16 protein-coding genes and 1 pseudogene are annotated in these 18,046 nt (G+C 69.2%); 6 read left to right on the forward strand and 11 right to left on the reverse strand.

Annotation, left to right across the window (positions count from 1 at the left end; genetic code table 11):
* The first annotated feature begins 220 nt into the window (after window positions 1-220).
* Window positions 221-2,326 carry an elongation factor G-like protein EF-G2 gene (locus tag ACRDSQ_RS16025; RefSeq protein ID WP_431422017.1) on the forward strand — a complete coding sequence of 702 codons (2,106 nt, stop codon included), beginning with the start codon at window positions 221-223 and terminating at the stop codon, window positions 2,324-2,326.
* Here the strand turns inward: ACRDSQ_RS16025 and ACRDSQ_RS16030 are convergent, their stop codons facing one another.
* From ACRDSQ_RS16030 to ACRDSQ_RS16050, 5 genes are all read right to left on the reverse strand, one after another.
* Complete coding sequence (locus ACRDSQ_RS16030; RefSeq protein ID WP_431422019.1) at window positions 2,327-3,301, reverse strand: NUDIX hydrolase; 975 nt, start codon at window positions 3,299-3,301, stop codon at window positions 2,327-2,329. It abuts the gene before it with no gap.
* Complete coding sequence (locus ACRDSQ_RS16035) at window positions 3,298-4,422, reverse strand: glycosyltransferase family 4 protein (RefSeq protein ID WP_431422021.1); 1,125 nt, start codon at window positions 4,420-4,422, stop codon at window positions 3,298-3,300. The genes ACRDSQ_RS16030 and ACRDSQ_RS16035 overlap by 4 nt, the downstream gene beginning before the upstream one ends.
* Window positions 4,423-4,447: 25 nt before the next feature.
* A complete protein-coding gene (locus ACRDSQ_RS16040; RefSeq protein WP_431422023.1) occupies window positions 4,448-5,359 on the reverse strand; it encodes a phosphatidylinositol mannoside acyltransferase in 912 nt (303 codons plus the stop codon).
* Window positions 5,356-5,964 (reverse strand): phosphatidylinositol phosphate synthase, encoded by a 609-nt coding sequence (pgsA, locus tag ACRDSQ_RS16045; protein WP_431422025.1) that lies wholly within the window; start codon window positions 5,962-5,964, stop codon window positions 5,356-5,358. The genes ACRDSQ_RS16040 and pgsA overlap by 4 nt, the downstream gene beginning before the upstream one ends.
* 240 nt (window positions 5,965-6,204) lie before the next feature.
* Window positions 6,205-6,708, reverse strand: a complete 504-nt coding sequence (locus ACRDSQ_RS16050; protein ID WP_431422027.1) for a MarR family winged helix-turn-helix transcriptional regulator — start codon at window positions 6,706-6,708, stop codon at window positions 6,205-6,207.
* A 110-nt stretch (window positions 6,709-6,818) separates the two neighbouring features.
* On the opposite strand from ACRDSQ_RS16050, the gene ACRDSQ_RS16055 reads away from it, so the two are divergent.
* Window positions 6,819-7,379 (forward strand): YceI family protein, encoded by a 561-nt coding sequence (locus ACRDSQ_RS16055; protein WP_431422029.1) that lies wholly within the window; start codon window positions 6,819-6,821, stop codon window positions 7,377-7,379.
* On the opposite strand, the gene ACRDSQ_RS16060 is transcribed toward ACRDSQ_RS16055, so the two are convergent.
* Window positions 7,370-7,936 (reverse strand): HIT family protein, encoded by a 567-nt coding sequence (locus ACRDSQ_RS16060; RefSeq protein WP_091381419.1) that lies wholly within the window; start codon window positions 7,934-7,936, stop codon window positions 7,370-7,372. The genes ACRDSQ_RS16055 and ACRDSQ_RS16060 overlap by 10 nt on opposite strands.
* Before the next feature lie 77 nt (window positions 7,937-8,013).
* Between ACRDSQ_RS16060 and ACRDSQ_RS16065 the strand changes: the two genes are divergently transcribed.
* Window positions 8,014-8,457: a cupin domain-containing protein gene (locus ACRDSQ_RS16065; RefSeq protein WP_431422031.1), complete on the forward strand. Its 444-nt coding sequence runs from the start codon at window positions 8,014-8,016 to the stop codon at window positions 8,455-8,457.
* 1 nt (window position 8,458) lies between these two features.
* Here ACRDSQ_RS16065 and ACRDSQ_RS16070 read toward each other — a convergent pair whose 3' ends face one another.
* From ACRDSQ_RS16070 to ACRDSQ_RS16080, 3 genes are all read right to left on the reverse strand, one after another.
* A complete protein-coding gene (locus ACRDSQ_RS16070) occupies window positions 8,459-8,839 on the reverse strand; it encodes a hypothetical protein (RefSeq protein WP_431422033.1) in 381 nt (126 codons plus the stop codon).
* Between the two features lie 156 nt (window positions 8,840-8,995).
* Complete coding sequence (gene thrS / locus ACRDSQ_RS16075; protein WP_431422035.1) at window positions 8,996-11,029, reverse strand: threonine--tRNA ligase; 2,034 nt, start codon at window positions 11,027-11,029, stop codon at window positions 8,996-8,998.
* A gap of 113 nt (window positions 11,030-11,142) precedes the next feature.
* On the reverse strand, window positions 11,143-11,793 hold the full coding sequence (locus tag ACRDSQ_RS16080) for a DUF305 domain-containing protein (protein WP_431422036.1): 651 nt from the start codon (window positions 11,791-11,793) through the stop codon (window positions 11,143-11,145).
* 170 nt (window positions 11,794-11,963) lie between these two features.
* On the opposite strand from ACRDSQ_RS16080, the gene ACRDSQ_RS16085 reads away from it, so the two are divergent.
* The 3 genes from ACRDSQ_RS16085 (at window position 11,964) to ACRDSQ_RS16095 (ending at window position 16,445) form a co-directional block, all read left to right on the forward strand.
* Window positions 11,964-13,355, forward strand: a complete 1,392-nt coding sequence (locus ACRDSQ_RS16085) for an LVIVD repeat-containing protein (RefSeq protein ID WP_431422038.1) — start codon at window positions 11,964-11,966, stop codon at window positions 13,353-13,355.
* A gap of 194 nt (window positions 13,356-13,549) precedes the next feature.
* Entirely contained in the window at window positions 13,550-14,932 is a 1,383-nt protein-coding gene (locus ACRDSQ_RS16090) for an LVIVD repeat-containing protein (RefSeq protein WP_431422040.1), read from the forward strand.
* Between the two features lie 97 nt (window positions 14,933-15,029).
* A complete protein-coding gene (locus ACRDSQ_RS16095; protein WP_431422044.1) occupies window positions 15,030-16,445 on the forward strand; it encodes an LVIVD repeat-containing protein in 1,416 nt (471 codons plus the stop codon).
* Between the two features lie 53 nt (window positions 16,446-16,498).
* Here ACRDSQ_RS16095 and ACRDSQ_RS16100 read toward each other — a convergent pair.
* Both ACRDSQ_RS16100 and ACRDSQ_RS16105 read right to left on the reverse strand, forming a co-directional pair.
* A pseudogene (locus tag ACRDSQ_RS16100) lies at window positions 16,499-17,041 on the reverse strand (malonic semialdehyde reductase); the annotation flags it as partial.
* Between the two features lies 1 nt (window position 17,042).
* Window positions 17,043-18,046: PLP-dependent aminotransferase family protein (locus ACRDSQ_RS16105; RefSeq protein ID WP_431422042.1), on the reverse strand; the 1,004-nt coding region annotated here is incomplete at its 5' end.

Genomic DNA, 18,046 nt, shown 5'->3' on the forward strand with positions numbered 1-18,046 from the left:
GTGGGCCTTTCGAACGTCGGAGCTGGTGCTTTGCCCAGCCTACGTCCGATGTGGCCCGCTCTTACATGCCAATCCCAGGCGATCTCGAAAGGCCACTTTCGCCCGCATGGCTGGCCAGTGGCCACATGGGGTTGTCCCGACCGAAGAACAGGTGTGAGATCGAACACAAAGTGCCGATCGGGAGCCCCGGCGGCTCCCCGACGAGTGGGAGGTGGGCGACATGGGAAGCAAGCACTCCGAGAACGGCCAAGCCGAGTCAGGTGTCGCGGTGGACGACCCGGCCAAGGTGCGCAACATCGTCCTCGTCGGTCCATCCGGCTCGGGCAAGACGACGCTGACCGAGGCGCTGCTGACCGCGACCGGCGTGCTGCCCCGCGCGGGCTCGGTCACCGAGGGCACGACCGTGTGCGACCACGATCCGGCCGCGGTGCGCCAGCAGCGCTCGGTCGGGCTGGCGGTGGCGCCGTTCCTGCACGAGGGGATCAAGGTCAACCTGATCGACACCCCTGGGTACGCGGACTTCGTCGGTGAACTGCGCGCCGGCCTGCGCGCCGCCGACGCCGCCCTGTTCGTGGTGTGCGCGGCCGAGGGCGTCGACTCGGCCACCACCACGCTGTGGGCGGAGTGTGCCGCCGTCGGCATGCCGCGCGCCGTCGTCATCGCGCGCCTCGACCACCCGCGGGCCGACTTCGACGGCGAACTGGCCCAGTGCCAGGCCGCGTTCGGCCCCAACGTCCTGCCGCTCTACCTGCCCATCGGCGACGACGGCCTGATCGGCCTGATCACCCAGCGCGTGTTCGACGGCCACCCGACCGCCGTGCGCGACGCCACCGCGCCCGAGTTGGAGCAGGTCTCCGACGCCCGCGACGCGCTGCTGGAAGGGATCATCGCCGAGAGCGAGGACGAGTCCCTGATGGACCGCTACCTCGCGGGCGAGCCGATCGACACCGACACGATCATCGCCGACCTGGAGACCGCCGTCGCGCGCGGCTCGTTCCACCCGGTGATTCCCTTCTGCGCCCAGACCGGTGTCGGCATCCAGCCCCTGCTTGAGGCGCTGACCAGGGCTTTCCCGTCCCCGCTGGAACACCCGGTGCCGATGGTCACCGACCCGCAGGGCAAGCCGCACGCTCAGCTGACCGCCGACCCGAACGGCCCGCTGGCCGCCGAGGTCGTCCGCACGGCCGTCGACTCCTATGTCGGCCGGGTGTCGCTGGTGCGGGTCTTCTCCGGCACATTGCGACCTGAGCGGCAGGTGCACGTCTCCGGGCACGGCCTCGCCGACCGCGGCCACGACGACCACGACATCGATGAGCGCGTCGCCCACATCTACTCGCCGCTGGGCGCCACCCTGCGCGAAGTCCCCTACTGCGTCGCGGGCGACCTGTGCGCGTTGACGAAGGTCAGCTCGGCCGAGACCGGCGACACGGTCTCCGCGCCGGACGACCCGATCCTGATGCGGCCGTGGCAGATGCCGGAGCCGCTGCTGCCGGTGGCGGTGATCGCCAAGAACCGCAGTGACGAGGACACGTTGGCGCGCAACCTCTCCCGGCTCGTGGCGGGTGACCCGACGCTGCGGATGGACCGCAACCCCGAGACCCACCAGCTGGTGCTGTGGTGCATGGGCGAGGCACACGCCGACGTCGTGCTCGCACGGCTGCGGACCGGCGGCGCGGAGGTGGAGACCGAACCGGTGAAGGTGTCGCTGCGCGAGACGTTCGCGGGACCGGCGCGGGGACATGGGCGGCATGTGAAGCAGTCCGGCGGGCACGGGCAGTACGCGGTGTGCGACATCGAGGTCGAACCGCTGCCCACGGGGGCGGGATTCGAGTTCGTCGACAAGGTCGTGGGTGGGGCCGTGCCACACCAGTTCATCTCTTCGGTCGAGAAGGGCATCCGCGCCCAGCTGGCTCGGGGCGTTCAGGGGCATCCAATGGTGGATATCCGGGTGACGCTCGTGGACGGCAAGGCGCACAGCGTGGACTCGTCGGACACCGCTTTCCAGACCGCGGGCTCGCTGGCGTTGAAGGACGCGGCCGGGAACGGACGGATCTCACTGCTCGAACCGGTCGACACCGTCGAGATCCGGTTGCCCGACGAGCACCTGGGCACAGTCCTCGGCGATCTGTCGTCGCGGCGCGGCCGGGTGCTGGGCACCGAGGCCGACAGCGATGGGTACACGGTGATCCATGCCGAAGTGCCCGCCGCCGCCTTGCCGCGGTATCTGATCGAACTGCGGTCCATGACGTCCGGGTCCGCTTCGTTCACCCGCGGCTTCGCGCGGTTCGATCCGGTGCCGGAGTCGCTGACCGCGTCGTTCGCCTGATCAGCGGACCGCGCGGAGCGTGCCGTCCCAAGTCGTCGCGGTGGGGAGGAGTTCGGCCAGCTGGACCGGGTACACGGTTTCCCGTGTCGCCTTGAGATCCGCTGTGGACCACCAGCGGTGTTCGCCGATGGTGCGCGCCTCGAGGTCGGTGAAGCCAGTGATGTCGATCTTCGCGTCCGCGGGGAGCCGGGCGAGGAAGAACCATTCCTCGCCGTCGTAGTTGCGGCCCTCGAAGCTGAACGCCACGCGCCTGCGCCACAGCGGGCCCTCCAGCCCCTCCGGCTCGACCTTGACGCCGGTCTCCTCGCACAGCTCTCGGGCGGCCGCGGCGCGCAGGTCCTCCCCCGGCTCGACGCCGCCGCCCGCGGTGAACCAGAACTTGTCTTCGGCGCGGTTGGGGTCGTGGCCGTGGAACAGCAGCACCCGGTCCTGCTCGTCCAGCAAGATCACCCGCGCGGACGGGCGGGGGCGGGGGAACTCGTCGAGGGTCGGTTCGGCGATCTCCAGGTACTCGGGTTCCGGTGCGGTCCCGGCGAGCTTGAACCACCGCACCACCCTGCGCCTGCGCTGGGTCAAGGTGTCCCGGACCGCGTCGCCGTGGACACGGCGGGCGATGACCAGGCGGTGTTCGGCGTCGATCAGCTCGGCGGCCAACGCCAGGGCCAGGGCTGGGCGGTCGACCTCGGCGAGGACTCTGGTGAGCTCGTTCTCGGCGGTCTCGCGCTCCGGGCGGGATGCGCGTTCGGCGCGTTCGGCGACCACGCGCAGCCGGTCGCCCAGACCGTGGTCGACGACACCGGACACAGCTCGGGCGACCACCGCTCGGCGGGCGAGGGCGGCGTCGAGCGCGGCCCAGGCGGCGTCGGTGCGCACGTGGAGGCGATCCAGGCGGTTCGCGGTGCCGACGAACCAGACGCCGATGATGACGACCAGCGACAGCACCACGACCAGTGTGGTGAGTTCCCAGCCGGTCATGACACCTCGCCGACCCGGCTCGGGTTGGCGGCCACGGCCTGCTCGTAGACCCGCAGCACCTGGTTCGCCACGACCGACCAGTCGAACGCGGCGACCCGCCGGTCGCCCTCGGCCACCAGCAGCGCGCGCCGCGACGGGTCGGTCAGGACCGAGCGGAGGCCGTCGGCCAGGGAGACCGGGTCGTTGACAGCGGTGAGGACACCCGCGCGGCCGTCGTCGAGGACGCGGCGGAACGCGTCGAGATCGCTGGCGACCACGGCGGTCTCAGCGGACATGGCCTCGGTGAGGATGATGCCGAAGCTCTCGCCGCCGGTGTTCGGCGCGCAGTACACGTCGACGCTGCGCAGGGCGCGGGCCTTGGTCTTGTCGTCGACCTGGCCGAGCAGGTCGAGCCTGCCCGCCAGCTCCGGGCCTGCCATGCGGCGCAGCTCGTCCTCGTCGCCGCGGCCGACGACGAGCAGCCGCACGTCCGGCATATCCAAGTGCCGCATGGCATCCAGGAGCACCGGCATGCCCTTGCGCGGCTCGGTGTAGCGGCCGACGAAGCCGATCGTGCCACCGGGACGCGGGTAGCCGTCCAGCGGTGAGGCGTCGCGGAAGAAGCTGACGTCGACGCCGTTGGGGATCTCCACCGCGTCGCCGCCGAGGTGCTCGACCTGCACCCGCCGGGCCAGGGCGGACACGGCGATCCGCGCGGTGATCTTCTCCAGGAACGGCTGCAGCACCCCCTGGAACGCGCTGAGCGTGCGCGAGCGCGGGGTCGAGGTGTGGAAGGTCGCCACGATCGGGCCGTCGGCGATCATCAGCGCCAGCATCGCCAGGCTCGGCGCCGTCGGCTCGTGCAGGTGCAGGACGTCGAAGTCGTGGTCGCGGATCCAGCGGCGGACCCTGGCGTAGGACACCGGGCCGAACGACAGCCGGGCCACCGAGCCGTTGTACGGGATGCCGACCGCGCGACCCGCGGGCCGGACGAACTCGGGCAGCGGCGTGTCCTCGTCCGCGGGGGCGAGCACGTCGACCTCGTGGCCGAGCCCGCGCAGCGCCCTGGCCAGGTCCACGACGTGGGCCTGCACTCCTCCGGGTACCTCGAAGGAGTACGGGCAGACAATCCCGATTCTCAACTGACGGTCCTCACCAGGTGTGGATCTATTCGCGCAGCGCTTCCTGGCGGGCGGCCGAGAGGTCGGCGACCCACAGTTTCTGCAGCATGTGCCAGTCTGCGGGATGCGCGGCGATATCGGCGGCCAAAACGTCGGCGAGGGCTTGCGTGGCGGCCTGGATCCCGTCGGCGCCGCTGACCCGGATCGGCGGGTGCAGCCGCAGCCCCCAGCCGCCGTCGGTGAACCACAGGCCCGCGGGGATCAGCGCCGCCCCGGTCTTGGCGGCCAGGTACGCCGGGCCCGCGGGCATCCGGGTCCGTTCGCCGAAGAACGTCACCGGCACGCCGGAGGGGGTCAGGTCGCGGTCGGCGAGCAGGCAGATGATCCCGTTGGCGCGCAAGCGTTCCGCGAGCACCTCCGCGGGTGCCTGGTCGCCGCCGGACGCGGCGAGGATCTCGAAACCGAGCGACTCGCGGAACGCGACGAACCGGTTGAACAGCGACTCCGGCTTGAGCCGTTCGGCGACGGTGGCGAACTTGCCGTGCGTGCCGACGAGCCACACCCCGGCCGCGTCCCAGTTGCCCGAGTGCGGCAGGGCCAGGATCACGCCGTTGCCCTCGGCCAACGCGGCGGTGAGGTTCTCACGGCCGGTCATGTCGGCGTCGATCACCCGGTGGACCTCGGTGTGGTCCATCGACGGCAGCCGAAACGCCTCCATCCAGTACCGCCCGTACGAACGCAGCGCCTGGCGGACCAACTCGTCGAGTTCGGATGGACCGGCCTGCGGCACCACCCTGGCCAGGTTGGCCCGCAGCTGCCGGGTCCCCGGCCCCTCGCGGCGAGCGGCGAGGTCGGCGCCGAAGCGGAACAGCCCGCGCGCCATCCCCTCGGGCAGGACGCGGACCAGCCGCCATCCCGCGGCATAGCCCCAGTCCGCGAGGCGGTGGCCGAAACTCATGCGCTCTCCTCTTTGGCCGCGCGGCGCACCGCGAGCAGCCGCTGGGTGACGGTCGCGACGGACCCCGCGGCGAGCAGCCACAGCGCGACGGGCAGCGCGTACGGGACGCCGAGACCTGCGAGAAAAGCCCCGACGAGAGTGATGATCAGCCGCTCGGCGCGTTCGACGAACCCGCCGTCGGCGCTGAGCCCGGTCGCCTCGGCGCGGGCCTTCACATAGGAGATGACCTGCCCGGAGACCAGACAGACCAACGCGGCCGCCGCCGCGGAACGGTCACCGACGGAGAAGAGGTACCAGGCGATGGCGCCGAACAGGGCGCCGTCGGCGATCCGGTCGCAGGTCGCGTCGAGCACGACCCCGAACCGGGTGCCGCCGCCCTGCGCCCTGGCCATCGCGCCGTCGAAAAGGTCGAAGAGGACGAACACAGTTACGGCGACGGCACCGGCGACCAGGTGGCCGGTGGAGAACAGCCAGACCGAGGCCGCCACCGCGCCCGCCGTGCCGATGAGCGTGACGGCATCGGGAGTGAGGCCGATGCGAAGCAGCCACCCGCCGATCGGATCGGTGACGCGCGAAACCGAGGCGCGAGCGAAGATGTTCAGCATGAGGGCGTCGGGTGCACCTAACAGGCGGGACGGCGTGGCCCAGCGAGCCTACTTGTCCGCCTCCCCGGAATTCTAAGTTGGGGTCACGTGCCAGGGTGACATGCGGTCGGGTGGGTGACCGTGGTTTGGTTTCGTCGCGGTCCCCTTAGGTGACGGTTGGGTGCGGTGCCGGTTGTTCGTGTTCCCGGGTCAGCCCACGTCCCCGGCCACGGCGAGGCCGCGCGGGGTTGTCGGACTTGGCTAGTGGTCGAGGTTGCGGCAGCCGGGGAGTTGCTTGTCCGGGTCCAGGCCCTCCAGCACCGCCTTGCTGATCTCGCCCAGGACCTTGACCTGCTCCGGGGTGAGGCGGTCGAACAGCTTCTCCCGCACCGCCGTCACATGGCCGGGCGCGGCGGCAGCCAAGGCGGCGAAACCGTCGTCGGTGAGGACGGCGAGGGAACCGCGCTTGTCGGTGGGGCATTCCTGCCTGCGCACCCAGCCCGCTTGCTCCAGCCGGGCCACCGCGTGCGACAGCCTGCTTCGCGACGAACCGCGCAGGCCCGCCAGTTCGCTCATCCTCATGGAGCGGTCGGGCGCGTGGGAGAGGACCACGAGGATCTCGTAGTAGGTGTAGGGCATGTCGGAGTCGCGCTGGAGTTGGCGGTCCAGTTGATCGTTGAGTGCGCCGCTCATGGTGATGAAGGCGCGCCAAACCTCCTGTTCACCATCGTCCAACCAGCGCGTGTCGTCCGTCATGTCACCCATCCTACCTCATAGTTGAACCCTCAACGGTTATCGTGTAGGGTCTGCGATTGAGCGTTCAACCACTCAAGGCTCAACTACTTCGGGCTCAACGAACTCAGGAGACGAACCGCATGAGCACCACCAGCCTCACCGAGATCCCCGGTTTCATCACGGGCACGTGGGACATCGACGCGTCGCACTCCGATGTCGCCTTCACCGTGCGCCACCTGGTCATCACCAAGGTCCGCGGCCGCTTCGACGACGTGACCGGCGCCATCGTCACCACCGAGGACCTGGCCACCGCGGGCGTCGAGGTCGTCATCGGCCTCAACAGCATCAACACCAACAGCGAGCAGCGCGACGGGCACCTGAAGTCGCCCGACTTCTTCGACACCGAGAACCACCCGGAGATGACGTACAAGGCGAGCGGTGTCCGCACCGACGGCCACAAGTACGTCCTCGACGGCGAGCTGTCCCTCAAGGGCGTCACCAAGACCGTGCCGGTGACCTTCGAGCTCAACGGCTTCTCCCCCGACCCGTGGGGCGGCACCCGCATCGGCCTCTCCGGCGACGCGTCGATCAACCGCCGGGACTTCGGGGTGAACTTCGAGGGCGTGCAGAACGGCCTCGCCGTCGTCGCCGACAAGATCGACATCCATCTCGAGATCGAGGCCGTGCTGCGTCAGGGCTGAGCCCAGGCCTCCGCGAGCAGAGCGCGGGTTTCGCCGAGCAACTGCGGCAACACCTTGGTGTGACCGACGACCGGCATGAAGTTGGCGTCGCCGCCCCACCGCGGCACCAGGTGTTGATGCAGGTGAGCGGCGATACCCGCGCCCGCGACCACCCCCTGGTTCATCCCGATGTTGAACCCGTGCGGCGCCGCCACCCGCCGCGCGACCCGCATGGCCCGCTGGGTGAACTCCCCCAGCTCGACGGTCTCGGGCGCGGTCAGCTCCGTGTAGTCGGCGACATGCCGGTACGGGACGACCATCAGGTGGCCGGGGTTGTACGGGTAGAGGTTGAGCACCGCGTAGACCAGCTCACCGCGCGCGATGATCAGCGCGTCGGCGTCGTCGAGGTCGACCAGCCCGCAGAACGGGCAGCCGTCCTCCTCGTCGTGCTCGGGCTTGTTCTCACCGCGGATGTAGGCCATCCGGTGCGGCGTCCACAGCCGTTGAAGCGCGTCCGGCACCCCCACCCCGTTCTGGGCGACGAGCTCGGGCTCTCCGGAGCCAACGGCAGCGGCCATGTCCACGATCCTAGTGGCGGCCAGTTCTCCTGGATTGGCCATGGTCGTGACACCGCACGGCTCCATAAGGTCGGCGGGTGACCCTGCTGATCAAATCCCCCGCCGACGTCGAGCGCCTGCGCGCGGTCAGCGGCGAGTACCGCGTCCTGCTCTCCGGCGCCGACACCGGCGGGAGGCTCGCGGTCGTCGAACAGATCCTCCCCCCGGGTGCCCTCGGCGCGGCCCCGCACGTGCACCACGGGCACGAGGAGGACTTCATGGTCACCTCGGGCACCATCACGTTCGACACCGCGACCGACGCCCGTGTGGTCGCGGCAGGCGGTGTGGTGTCGGTGCCCCGCGGCGCCGCCCACGGCTTCCGCAACGACACGGCCGAGACGGCCACCTGCATCGTCACGTTCACGCCCGCCGGGTATGAGGACTACTTCCGGCTGATCGACGAGCTGGTCCGGGTGGGCACGTCCCCCGACGCGGAGACCCTCGCGCGACTGCGTGCGCGATTCGCGACCGAGGCGGTGTGAGTCAGCTTCGCGTGAGCGCGCGGATGTAGGCGTTGGCCTCGGGGCGAAACATGAGGACGGTCGCCGCCACGGCGACCGCGGCGACGATCGTGACCACGATGAACTCAAACCGGGGGCCGACGCCCACGAAGGTGCTGGCGGCGAGGTAGAGCAATCCCGCCGCGATGAGCGCGAGGACGATTCTTGGGCCGCGCCAGCCTTTTCGGAGGTTGCCCGCGCAGAGGATGATCACTATTGCCACGAAGAAAACGGCGCCGTGGCCGCGAGTCGTGGCGGTGTTGAGGATGACGGCGATCAGGACGAACAGCAGCATCGCGATGCCCAGGGCCAGCCAGATGACGTAGGCCTGGTCCAGGCACTTCGGGCGCTTCGTCTCCTCCATGTCGGCGATGGTATCGATCACTGCCGGCTTCGGCTGGTTGAGTGCCACTTCTGGGCGAATCGGGGTGGGCGCTGAACTGCGAAGAAAGAAGCGGGCCGTCCCCGTTTTCCGCTCCTGGGGAAGCCCGCTTCTTGTCTTGCTGCTGTCTTATTCCTTCTATTCGGCGACCTTGAAGGTTTCCGCCGAGGGGGACGTGTTGTCGCGGCGGGCGATCCATTCGTGGACCGCCTCCACGGCGCGGTCCACGGGGATTCCGTTGACCTGGGAGCCGTCCCTGAAGCGGAACGACACCGAGCCGGACTCGACGTCCTTGGCGCCCGCCACCAGCAGGAACGGCACCTTCTGCATCGTGTGGGTGCGGATCTTCTTCTGCATCCGGTCGTCGGAGGTGTCCACGTCCACGCGGACACCCTTGGCGCGCAAGGCTTTGGCGACCTGCTGGAGGTGTTCCACGTGGTCCTCGGCGATCGGGATTCCAACCGCCTGGACTGGGGCGAGCCATGCCGGGAAGGCGCCGGCGTAGTGCTCCGTGAGGACGCCGAAGAACCGTTCGATCGACCCGAACAGCGCCCGGTGGATCATGATCGGCTGCTGGCGTGAGCCGTCCGGGGCGGTGTACTCAAGTTCGAAGCGCCTGGGCTGGTTGAAGTCGAGCTGGATGGTCGACATCTGCCACGACCGGCCGATGGCGTCCTTGGCCTGCACCGAGATCTTCGGGCCGTAGTAGGCGGCGCCGCCCGGGTCGGGGACGAGGTCCAGGCCGGAGTCGACCGCGGCTTGGCGCAGCGTCTCGGTGGCCTCTTCCCATTCCGCGGGGTCGCCGATGAACTTCGGCGAGTCGTCCCGGGTGGACAGTTCCAGGTAGAAGTCGCTCAACCCGTAGTCGGCGAGCAGGTCGAGGACGAACTTCAGCAGCGACCGGAGCTCGCCGGGCATCTGCTCCTTGGTGCAGTAGATGTGCGAGTCGTCCATCGTCAGGCCGCGGACCCGGGTGAGGCCGTGGACCACACCGGACTTCTCGTACCGGTAGACCGTGCCGAACTCGAAGAGCCGCAGCGGCAGCTCACGGTAGGACCGCCCGCGCGACCTGAAGATCAGGTTGTGCATCGGGCAGTTCATGGCCTTGAGGTAGTAGTCCTCGCCCTCGAACTGGATGGGCGGGAACATCGTGTCCGCGTAGTACGGCAGGTGGCCCGAGGTGTGGAACAGCCCGCTCTTGCTGATGTGCGGGGTGTTGACGAACTCGTAGCCGGACTCCTCGTGCCTGCGGCGCGCGTAGGTCTCCAGTTCGCGGCGGATGATGCCGCCCTTAGGGTGGAACACCGCCAGGCCGGAGCCCAGTTCGTCCGGGAAGCTGAACAGGTCGAGCTCCACGCCGAGCTTGCGGTGGTCACGCCGCTCGGCCTCGGCGATGCGCTCCAGATGCGCGTCGAGCGCCTCCTGGGACTCCCACGCCGTGCCGTAGATGCGCTGCAGCTGCGGGTTCTTCTCGTTGCCACGCCAGTACGCCGCCGCCACCCTGGTCAGCTTGAACGCCGGGATGTGCTTGGTCGTGGGCACGTGCGGGCCGCGGCACAGGTCGCCCCAGACCAGGTCGCCACTGCGCGGGTCGAGGTTGTCGTAGATCGTCAGCTCGCCGCCGCCGACCTCCATGACCTCTGTGACATCGATACCGGTGTCCGCCTCGCTTTTGAGGTCGACCAGCTCCAGCTTGAACGGCTCCGCCGCCAGCTCCCGCTTCGCCGCCTCCACCGACTCCACGACACGCCGGGAGAACCGCTGCGACCCCTTGATGATCGCCTTCATGCGCTTCTCCAGCGCCTGCAGGTCCTCCGGGGTGAACGGCTTCTCCACCGAGAAGTCGTAGTAGAAGCCGTCGCGCACCGGCGGGCCGATGCCGAGCTTGGCCTCCGGGAACTGCTGCTGCACCGCCTGCGCGAGCACGTGCGCGCAGGAGTGGCGGATGACGGCCCGGCCGTCGTCGCTGTTCGCGGCGACCGGCTCGACCGTGGCGTCGGCCTCCGGGATCCACGACAGGTCGCGGAGCTGCCCGGCGGAGTCACGCACGACGACGATCGCGTCGGCGCCCTTGCCCGGGAAACCTGCTTCGCGCACGGCAGCGCCCGCGGTAGTGCCCGCCTGCACCACCACGCTCGTGGCGGGTGCGACGGCTACGGGCTGCTCGGACACGATGACTCCTCGGCTCAGGACACGGCCACGGCTGTGGCCGAGAGACGAGTGATGTTATCGAGCCGCCCGGACGTCCCGCTCCCCGGTTTGCCCGGCCTGTGGATAAGTGTCCCTCAGGCCCCGAGCATCTCCTGCATGCGGCGGATCTCGGCGGACTGGGTGGCGGTGACGTCGTCGGCCATCTCCTGCACCCGCACCTCCGCGCCCTTGGTCTTCACGGTGTCGGCCATGGCGAGCGCGCCCTGGTGGTGGGCGATCATCAGCCGCAGGAACAGCTTGTCGAACTCGGTGCCCTTGGCCGCCTTGAGCTGGTCCATCTGCTCCGGCGTGGCCATGCCCGGCATGCCGTCGTGCGCGTTGTGGCCACCGTGGCCCGCGGGGGGCACGGGCGGCTTGTTGTGCTTCTTCAGCCAGGCGTCCATCATCTCGATCTCCGGGCCCTGCGCGTCGGCGATACGCGAGGCGAGGCCCTTGACCTGCCCGTCCGCGCCGCGGTCCGGGACGAGCACGGCCATCTCGATGGCCTGCCGGTGGTGCACGATCATGTCCCGCACGTAGGTCACGTCAGCCTCGTTCGGCGGCGACTCCGGACGCGCCTTGCCCGCTTCCTCCGGCGACAGCGTCTGGTTCGACTCCCCCGGCTTGCCCGGCTGGAGCACCGGCGCCGTCGGCTTCGCGCCCGCGGGCTCGTCACTGGTGCACGCGGTCAGACCGAACAGCGCGCACAGCACCGCCACTCCGCCGACCATCCGCCGCAACCTCATCTAGAGCACGCCCTCTCCGTCCAGCAGCACGACGACCGCAAGGTACTACGAGTTCTGTTCCCATTCACTCCTGGACTGGGAAAAAGCCCGGTCAGTAAACGCTTCTGCCCCGGAGACGGGCGGCCGAATAATGTCTTGACCCACTTCCTGCAGCGAGGGGATCTTTCGTGATGCACTCCAAACGCCGTCTGGCTTGCGCGGCCGCCGCGGGCGTTGTCGTCGCCGCCGTCGTCACCTTAGGCACGTCGACCGCCATCGCGGCCCCGCCCGCGCCCGGACCGGGCGTCGACCAGATCGTCAGCAGCCCGAACCTGAAGCAACTCGCCAACATCCCGGCCACGGCGCCGCTGTCCGGCTCCACGGGCACCGACCTCGCGTTCACCGGCAACTACGCGATCCAGGGCAATTACCAGGGCTTCACCATCTACGACATCACCACGCCGAGCGCGCCGAGGATCGCCAGCCAGGTGCTGTGCCCCGGCTCGCAGAACGACGTGTCGGTGCACGGGAACCTGCTCTTCCTGTCCACCGACTCCCGGCGCACGAACGACTCGTGCAACTCGGGGTCCTCCTCCAGCGGCACCTCCTACTGGGAGGGCATCAAGATCTTCGACATCGCCGACAAGGCGAACCCGCGCTACATCAAGAGCGTCGAGACGGCCTGCGGCTCGCACACGAACACCCTGGTGCCGGACAAGGCGGGCACCGACGTCTACCTCTACGTCTCCTCGTACAGCCCGTCGACGACCCTGTCGAAGTGCCAGCCGCCGCACGACAAGATCTCGATCGTGAAGGTGCCGCTGGCGGCCCCCGCGACGGCGTCCGTCGTCGCGACCCCCGTCCTGTTCCCGGACGGCGGCAACGCGGGCAGCAGCAAGACCTCGGCCACCACGGGGTGCCACGACATCACCGCGTACCCGTCGAAGGACCTCGCGGCGGGCGCGTGCATGGGTGACGGCGTCCTGCTCGACATCGCCGACCGGGTCAACCCCCGGGTGATCGACCGGGTCCAGGACAACGCGAACTTCGCGTTCTGGCACTCGGCGACCTTCAACAACGCGGGCACCAAGGTCATCTTCACCGACGAGCTCGGCGGCGGCGGCGCGGCCACCTGTGACCGCAAGACCGGCCCGACCCGCGGCGCCGACGGCATCTACGACATCACCGGCGCGGGCGACACCCGTGACCTGGTGTTCCGCGGCTACTTCAAGATCCCGCGCTTCCAGACCAACACCGAGAACTGCGTCGCGCACAACGGCTCGCTCATCCCGGTCGCGGGCAAGGACATCATGGTCCAGGCCTGGTACCAGGGCGGCGCGTCGGTGTGGGACTTCACCGACTCGGCCAACCCGCGGGAGATCGGCTTCTGGGAGCGCGGCCCGCTGCCCAACGGCGGCTCGGGCGGCGCGTGGTCGGCGTACTACTACAACGGCCACATCTACTCGTCGGACCTGGTGAAGGGCCTCGACGTGCTCGACCTCAACGACCCGGCGACCGACAGCGCGAAGAGCGTGCGGTTCACCGAGCTGAACGTACAGACGCAGGGCTCCTACACGGGCTGACCCGGCTGGTCGAAGGCCCTCCCGGACTCCGGGAGGGCCTTCACCCGTCTGCACCAGATTCTCGGGCCAAACGGCAACTGGGAAAAAAATTCGCTGTTTGGAAGTAGATCCACGGGAGAGACTGCGCGGATAGACGTCCTACGAATGAGGGGAACAGCGTGAGGGCGACACGCCAGAGTTCAAGATCCCGATACGTGACGGCCGCCGTCATCGGCGCGACCACCATCTCTCTCTCCCTGTGGGGAGCCACCTCCGCGGCGGCCCAGAACGGGACCGACCTCGGCCAGGAGAACTTCGTCACCAGCCCGAACGTGCGGCAGGTCGCGAACGTTCCGGCCACGGCCCCGCTGCTCGGCGGCGGCGCCAGGTCCTCGGACCTCGCGTTCACCGGTGACTACGCCATCGGCGGCAACTACAACGGCTTCACGATCTACGACATCAAGCATCCGAAGAAGCCCACGATCGTCAGCCAGGTGCTCTGCCCCGGCTCGCAGGGCGACGTGAGCGTGCACGGCGATCTGCTCTTCTACTCGGTCGACGCCCGACGCAGCGACGACTCCTGCAACTCCGTGGCCCAGAACGACGGCACCAAGCCGTACTGGGAAGGCGTGCGGATCTTCGACATCAGCGACAAGGCGAACCCGAAGTACATCAAGGCGGTCGAGACCGACTGCGGCTCGCACACGCACACGATGGTGCCGGACAAGGCGGGCACGGACGTCTACCTCTACGTCTCGTCCTACGGCCCGTCGACCTCCATCGCGCGATGCCAGCCGCCGCACGACAAGATCTCGATCATCAAGGTTCCGCTCGCGAACCCGACGGCGGCCACGGTCAGTTCCGCACCCGTGGTGTTCCCCCTCGGCGGCAACCCGGGCACCGTTGGCAGCTTCCCGGACCACTACAACCGTGAGACCAGTGGCTGCCACGACATCACCGCGTTCCCCGAGAAGGACCTCGCCGCGGGCGCCTGCATGGGTGACGGCGTGCTGTTCGACATCTCCGACCGCGCGGCCCCCCGCGTGATCGAGCAGATCCAGGACAACGCGAACTTCGCGTTCTGGCACTCGGCGACGTTCAACAACGACGGCACCAAGGTCATCTTCACCGATGAGCTCGGCGGCGGTGGCGCGGCCACCTGCAAGCCGGAGATCGGCCAGGTTCGCGGCGCGGACGGCGTGTACGACATCGTCGGCACGGACCTCGTCTTCAAGAGCTACTTCAAGATCCCGCGGCACGACAGCGAGATCTGCGTGGCGCACAACGGTTCGCTGATCCCGGTCGCGGGCAAGGACATCATGGTCCAGTCCTGGTACAAGGGCGGCGTCTCGATCTGGGACTTCACCGACTCGGCGAACCCGCGCGAGATCGGGCACTTCGACCCGCTGCCCTCGCGCGTCGGACCGTCGGGCACGTGGTCGGCGTACTACTACAACGGCTACATCTACTCCAACGACGGCCAGCAGGGCCTCGACGTGCTGCGGATCGACGACCCGCTGACCGATGAGGCGAAGTCGGTTCACCAGAAGGTGTTCAACGCGCAGACCCAGTACTCGCTGCGTCACGGCAACAACTGATCAGGCCACCGTTCTCGGGATCGCGGATGGCGAAGATCACACCGCCCCGAGATACTGCGTGGCACAGACCTGCAGGGAAGGGAAAAGAGTGAAGTCAATTCACTTCGGCAAGAGGTCCCGCAGGGGCGCGCTCGCGCTGCTCGGCGTGGCCGCGGCAGGCCTGTCCGTGGTCGGCGGTCCGTCCGCCGCCGCTCAGGACTTCCCGGCCGCTGACGAGATCGTCACCAGCCCCAACGTCTCGCATGTCGTCAACGTGCCGCCCACGGGTCCGCTGTCCGGGCCCGCCTCGGTCGGCACGGACCTGGCCTTCAGCGGCGACCACGCCATTGTCGGCAACTACCTCGGGTTCACGATCTACGACATCAAGAACCCGAAGAACCCGACGATCACCAGCCAGGTGGTCTGCCCGGGCGCGCAGAACGACATCTCGGTGAGCGGCAACCTCGTGTTCGTCTCCACCGACTCCCGGCGCAGCGACAACTCGTGCAACTCCACCTCCTCCACTGACCCGGAGAAGTACTGGGAGGGCATGAAGATCTTCGACATCAGCGACAAGAAGAACCCGAAGTACGTCGCGGCTGTCGAGACCGACTGCGGATCGCACACGCACACGCTGGTGCCGGACAAGCGCGGCAAGGACGTCTACCTCTACGTGTCGTCCTACAGCCCGTCGGCGACGCTGGCCAAGTGCAAGCCGCCGCACGACAAGATCACGATCATCAAGGTCCCGGTCAAGAACCCGGCGGCCGCGGCGATCGTGGCCACCCCGGTGCTGTTCCCGGACGGCGGCAGCCCCGGCAAGCCCGGCACCATCGACACCGGCTACGTGGTGCCCACCAGCGGCTGCCACGACATCACCGTCTTCCCGGCCAAGAGCCTGGCCGCGGGCGCGTGCATGGGTGAAGGCGTGCTGATGGACATCTCCGACCGGGAGAAGCCGCGGGTGATCAACACCGTGCGCGACGACGACCACTTCGCGTTCTGGCACTCGGCGACGTTCAACAACGAGGGCACCAAGGTCGTCTTCACCGACGAGCTCGGCGGCGGCGGCGCGGCGACGTGCAACGCCAAGATCGGCCCGACCCGCGGCGCCAACGGCATCTACGACATCACCGGCCGCGGCGACGGGCGCAAGCTCGAGTTCCGCAGCTTCTTCAAGATCGACCGTCACCAGACGGACTCGGAGAACTGTGTCGCGCACAACGGCTCGCTGATCCCCGTTCCCGGCAAGGACATCATGGTCCAGGCCTGGTACATGGGCGGCGTGCAGGTGTTCGACTTCACCGACTCGCGGGCGCCGAAGCAGATCGGCTTCTTCGAGCGGGGCCCGGCCGCTGACCCGAACACCGGTGGTGGTGTCTGGTCGTCGTACTACTACAACGGCTACATCTACGCCTCGGACATCGGCAAGGGTTTCGACGTCCTCGACATCAACGACCCGGCCACGAACGTGGCGCGCGGTCACAAGTGGACTGAGCTGAACGTTCAGACGCAGTACGGCTACGGCAGGTAATCCGGCTTCACAACGAAGGGCCCGCGGTTCACGCCGCGGGCCTTTTCGTCTGTTCAGACGGTTTCCACGACCTGGTCGTACTCCAGGCGCGGGCTGCGCGGGAAGGCCGCGTCCACACCGGGGTTGCCGATGTTGACCACGACCAGCGAGCGCTTGCGGCCGTCGGGGAAGAACGCGCGGTCGACGCCCGCGGCGTCGAAGCCCGCCATCGGCCCGGCGGCCAGCCCGGCGGCGCGCACCCCGAGTACGAAGTAGCCGACCTGCAGCGCGGCGTTGAACCGGGCGTTGTCGGTCCGGTGCGTCTCGTCGGCGAAGTGGTCCTTGGCGCCGGGCAGGTGCGGAAAGAGCGTGGGCAGGTGCTCGTGGAAGTCCACGTCGGCGGCCAGGATCGCGACGAGCGGCGCGGACGCGGTCTTGGCCCGGTGCCCTCGGAGAGCAGCGGGAGGTCGTTCGCGAGCGTCGTCGGAGCGGACGAGCAGCACGCGCAGGGGCTGGCCGTTCATCGCGGTGGGCGCCCACTTGACCAGGTCGTAGATCACGCGGACCTGCTCGTCGGTCACCGGCTCGGCGGAGAAGGTGTTGGCGGTGAGAGCTTGACTATTTCGTGAGGCCGCTCACCTCCCTGGCGGCCGCACCCAGCCTGCGCACGCCCTCGGTCAACTCGGCGGTGTCCGCGGTCGCGGCGAACCCGACCCGGAGGTAGGTCCCCGGCGGTTCCGCGGCGAAGAAGTCCTGCCCGAGCCCCACCGCCACACCATGCCTGCCCGCCGTGTCCACGATCTCGGAGTCGCCGGACGTGGTCCGCACCCACAGGTGCAGCCCGCCCGCCGGGATCGTCGTCACCGTCCACTCGGGAATCTCCCGGGCCAGGGCCGCCGACAGCGCGGCGCACCGCTCGCGCAGCGCGGCGCTGAGTGCCCGCAGATGCCGGTCCCAAGCCGGGGTGCTGACGAGTTCGATCGCGGCTTCCTGCATGGGGCGCGCGATGAACAGGTCGTCGACGAGACGCATGGCGCGCAGGCGTTCCATCACCGGCCCGCGCGCGATCATCCCGCCGATCCTCAGGCTGGGCGCCGCGGACTTGGTCAGCGAGGTCACCGACACCACGGTGCCGTCGCGATCATCGGCGACGAGGGGCCGGGGCGCCGGTCCCCCATGGCCGAGGTGCCGGGCGTAGTCGTCCTCGACGACGAACGCCCCACTGGCCCTGGCCACGTCGACGACCTCGCGGCGACGCTGTGGGGACAGCACGACTCCGGTCGGGTTGTGGAACGTGGGCTGGCAGTACAGCAGCCGCGCGCCGGTCATGGCGAATGCGTCGGCGAGCAGGTCGGGCCGGATGCCCCCGGCGTCCATCGGCACGGGCACCGGCCGAAGGCCCGCGGCTCGCGCGGCGGCGAGCGCGCCCGGGTACGTGGGCGACTCCACCAGGACCGGGCTGCCGGGGGACGACATCGCCCGGAACGCCAGGGACAGCGCGCCTTGGACGCCGCCGACGACCAGCACGTCGTCCGGGGTCACACCGCTGCCCGCCATGCCCGCGAACACCGCCCGCAGCGGCGCCAGTCCGGCCGTCGGGGCGCGGTCCCACGCGTCCGGCC

The organism is Actinokineospora sp., assembly GCF_050699995.1.
GTDB lineage: Bacteria > Actinomycetota > Actinomycetes > Mycobacteriales > Pseudonocardiaceae > Actinokineospora.